The sequence below is a fragment of the Streptomyces sp. NPDC051020 genome (genome assembly GCF_040683105.1).
Classification (GTDB): domain Bacteria; phylum Actinomycetota; class Actinomycetes; order Streptomycetales; family Streptomycetaceae; genus Streptomyces.
Genome location: NZ_JBFBCG010000034.1, coordinates 1 through 3,889 on the forward strand (window position 1 = coordinate 1; position 3,889 = coordinate 3,889).

General features: G+C 70.9%; 3 protein-coding genes. All 3 read right to left on the reverse strand.

Annotated elements, in window-relative coordinates; genetic code table 11:
* Positions 1-112: 112 nt before the first annotated feature.
* Positions 113-1,099, reverse strand: coding sequence for an NAD(P)H-quinone oxidoreductase (locus AB0N06_RS19780; RefSeq protein ID WP_366135980.1), 987 nt, complete (start codon positions 1,097-1,099; stop codon positions 113-115).
* Between the two features lie 57 nt (positions 1,100-1,156).
* Positions 1,157-2,287 carry a potassium channel family protein gene (locus AB0N06_RS19785; protein WP_366135981.1) on the reverse strand — a complete coding sequence of 377 codons (1,131 nt, stop codon included), beginning with the start codon at positions 2,285-2,287 and terminating at the stop codon, positions 1,157-1,159.
* On the reverse strand, positions 2,245-3,889 hold a 1,645-nt coding region (locus AB0N06_RS19790), incomplete at its 5' end, for a molybdopterin molybdotransferase MoeA (protein ID WP_366135982.1). The genes AB0N06_RS19785 and AB0N06_RS19790, both read right to left, overlap by 43 nt.

The following is a 3,889-nucleotide window of genomic DNA, read 5'->3' on the forward strand; positions in this document are numbered from 1 at the left end:
CGCCGCAGGGCAGTTTCAACCGCCGCCCTCATCGTGGTCGCCGTGCTCGTCGCGATCGGCGCGGGCGGTTCGGTGTACGAATTCGTGTGCCTGACCCCGCTGTCCGTATGGCTCAGGCTGCCGGCGTCCGCAGAAGCACCTTGCCGATGTGCACACTGGACTCCAGCACCCGGTGGGCCTCCGCCGCGTCGGACATCGGCAGGGTACGGTCCACGACCGGCCGGACCACACCGCTGCCGATCAGCGGCCACACGTGCTCGCGCACGGCGGCGACAATGGCGGCCTTCTCCGCAAGGGGACGTCCGCGCAGCGACGTCGCGGTGACGGCAGCCCGCTTGTTCAGCAGGACGCCCAGATTGAGCTCGCCCTTGACGCCACCCTGCAGACCGATGATGGCGAGTCGACCGCTGACGGCAAGCGCCTTCACATTCCGGTCCAGGTACTTCGCGCCGACGATATCGAGGATGACGTCCGCGCCCACCCCGTCCGTCGCCTTGAGCAACTCCTCGACGAAGTCCTGCTCCCGGTAGTCGATCAGGATGTCGGCCCCGAGCTCCGCGCAGCGCGCCAGTTTCTCCGGCCCGCCCGCCGTCACCGCGACCCGCGCGCCCACGGCCTTGGCGAGCTGGATCGCCATCGTGCCGATACCACTGGACCCACCGTGCACCAACAGCGTCTCGCCGGGGCGCAGATGGGCCACCATGAAAACGTTCGACCAGACGGTCGACGTCACCTCGGGCAGCGCCGCAGCCACCGTCAGGTCGATGCCGTCCGGTACGGGGAGCAGCTGTCCGGCGGGTACGGCGACCTTCTCCGCGTATCCGCCGCCCGCCAGCAGCGCACACACCTCGTCGCCGACGGACCAGCCGATGACACCGGGGCCGATCTCCGTGATCCGGCCTGAGCACTCCAGACCGGGGTAGGGGGACGCGCCGGGCGGCGGGTTGTAGAAGCCCTGCCGTTGGAGCACATCGGCACGGTTGACCGCGCCGGCCACGACCTCGACGAGGACCTCGCCCTCGCCGGGTACGGGATCGGGGACCTCGGCCCATACGAGCGCGTCGGGGCCACCGGGTTCGGGGATCGTGATCGCATGCATGGCGGCGAGGCTACTCCGTGACGTCGTCGCGCCGGGCGAAGAGACACCCCCGGACCGTCACGCCCCTTGCTGGCGCGGCGTGTTCAGCGGCGAGGTGTCCGAGACGCGCACGATGGTGATCAGCCGGTCCGTCAGCTGCAACGGGCTGGCCGCCGGATCGTCGTAACCGAGCAGCCGGTGGCCACGCAGCACGCTGACGACCAGGTCGTCGGTCTCCCGGACGCTCTTGCCGACCTCGGCCTTTATCACCGGCCGTTCGACGAGATCGAGGCCGCTGCCCTGCTGGATCAGATCCTCCATCACCGTGCCCGCGCTCGGGCTGAGGACCGAGAGACCCAGCAGCCGGCCCGCGGCACTGGCGCTGGTGATCACGGCGTCGGCGCCGGACTGCCGCAGCAGAGGTGCGTTCTCCTCCTCGCGCACCGCCGCGACGATCTTCGCGCCGCGGTTGAGCTGCCGCGCCGTCAGCGCGACCAGTACCGCCGTGTCGTCGCGCTGGGTGGCGATGATGATCTGACGCGCCTTCTGGAGTTCGGCCCGCAGCAGCACCTCGCTTCGCGTCGCGTCCCCGACGACGCCCACGTAACCTTCGGCATTCGCTGCCTCGATCACCTTGTTCGCCGGGTCGACGATCACGATCTGTTCCTTCTTCAGACCGGTGGCGCAGAGCGTCTGGATCGCCGAACGGCCCTTCGTACCGAAACCGACGACAACGGTGTGGTCACGCAAGTTGGTTCTCCAACGGTTCAGCCGGAAGTCCTCCCGGGTCCGCTCCGTCAGGACCTCCAGGGTGGTGCCGACCAGGATGATCAGGAAGAGCACGCGCAGCGGTGTCACGAGCACCACGTTGGTCAGCCGTGCGCTGTCGCTGTACGGAGTGATGTCGCCGTAGCCAGTGGTGGAGAGGGTGACCGTCGAGTAGTAGATGGCGTCGAGCAGGTCCACCGATTCATCTGCGCTGTCGTGGTAGCCGGAACGGTCGGCCCAGACGATCAGCACCGTGGCGGCCAGGACTATCAGCGCCATCAACAGGCGTTTGGCGACTTGTCGGAGCGGCCTGTCGACGACACGGCGCGGAAGCATGATCCGGGTGGGGACGACATGCTCGTCGACCCGCCTGGCCATCGCGTCGTGTCCGGGAAGTTTCACGTGAAACACCCTTCCGTCCACGGCGTCGCCGAGGCCCACGGTAGATCGAGGATCTCCACCTCGGTGCCGGACCGTACCCCGCCCGGCGGCACGACCGCCAGCCCGTCGGCGGCGGCGATCCCGCGGAGCATCGCCGGACCGTTGTAGTGCAGCGGTACGACGTGTTCGGAGCCCGAGCCCGCGCCGACCCGGTGCACGACAGGGACCAGGCGGGTGTCGTGCGGGTGCCCGTGCACCTCGTCGCGCACGACGACCCGGTACGGATCCTCCACCGGCTTGCCGGCCAGCCCGCGCAGCAGGGGCTCCGCGAGCGTGAGGAGGCCGGAGACGGCGGCAAGGGGGTTGCCGGGCAGCCCGACGAGAAACGGGCCGGAGGTCAGCCGGGCCAGCAGCATCGGGTGACCGGGGCGCACGGCGACGCCGTCGACCACCAGCTCCGCGCCGATCTCGGCGAGGACGGGATGGACGTGGTCGACGGGGCCTGCCGCGGTACCGCCGGTGGTGATGACGAGATCGGCGTCGGAGGTGGCGAGGGCATGCCGGAGGGCCTCACGGTCGTCGCCGAGGCGTCGCGGAGCGGAGACCTCGACGCCCATCGCCCGGAGCCAGGGGCCGATCATGGGCCCCAGGGCGTCCCGGATCAGTCCGTCGTGCGGCAGACCGGTGGTGAGCAGTTCGTCTCCGAGGACGAGGACGTCGACGCGCGGGCGGGAGACCGTCAACAGCTCGTCGTAACCGGCGGCGGCGGACAGCCCGAGGACGGCGGGCGTCACCACCGTTCCGGCGGGCAGGAGTTGATCGCCGGAACGGCACTCCTGGCCACGCGGCCGGATGTCCTGCCCGGGAACCACCTGGCGCTGCGCGTACAACAGCCCCTTGGCCTCGTCGGCGTGAGCGTGTTCGCTCCGGATCACAGCGGTGGCATTGACCGGGATGCGGGCGCCGGTGGCGATCCGTACGGCATCACCGTCGGGAAGCGGAGCGGGCGCACTGTGCCCAGCCAGAATGCACCGCCCTTGCCCGGCGTCCTCGCCTCGTCGGAGAGTCCAGGGCCCTGGTCCGGCAACGACCCAGCCGTCCATGGCGGAGGTGTCGAAGGACGGCAGATCGGCGAGTGCGGTGAGCGGCTCGGCCAGTACGCCTCCGATGGCCCGGTCGAGGGTGAGCCGGAGAGTGCGGGGCGAGGCGGACCGCCCGGCCCGCGCGGCGAGAGCGCGGGCCTCGCCCCAGGCGGTGGCATGCCTGCGCAGAACGTCGCCGCGTCGGTCACGGGCACGCGGGTCGCGGGCGGATTCGGGGGTGAGGTAGTGGCCGGAGGCGCGGCTGGGGCTGTGGTCGGCACCGTGGTCAGTGCCCGGGTGAACACTCGGGCCAGGACCGGGACCAGGGCTCTGAACGGGGTCCGGGTCCGATCCCTGCCCGGGTCCTTGACCGGGGACGTGGTCAAGACCGTGGTCAGGACTCTGGCGCGGGCCCGAACCGGATCCCTGCCGGGGACTCTGTTCCGAGAACCCGGCCCGGGGCTGTGGCTGAGCCACAGATCGGGGCTCACGCGGGGAGCGGCGCCCGACCAGCGCGAGCGCCTGGTCGATGGCCCGGTCCTCCGCGGCGGCGCGGGCCTGCTCAGCGGCCCGGTCCTCC

Excerpts from the sequence above, each read along its gene's own strand:
- AB0N06_RS19780 (WP_366135980.1), bottom strand. The coding sequence starts at position 1,099 with ATGCATGCGATCACGATCCCCGAACCCGGTGGCCCCGACGCGCTCGTA.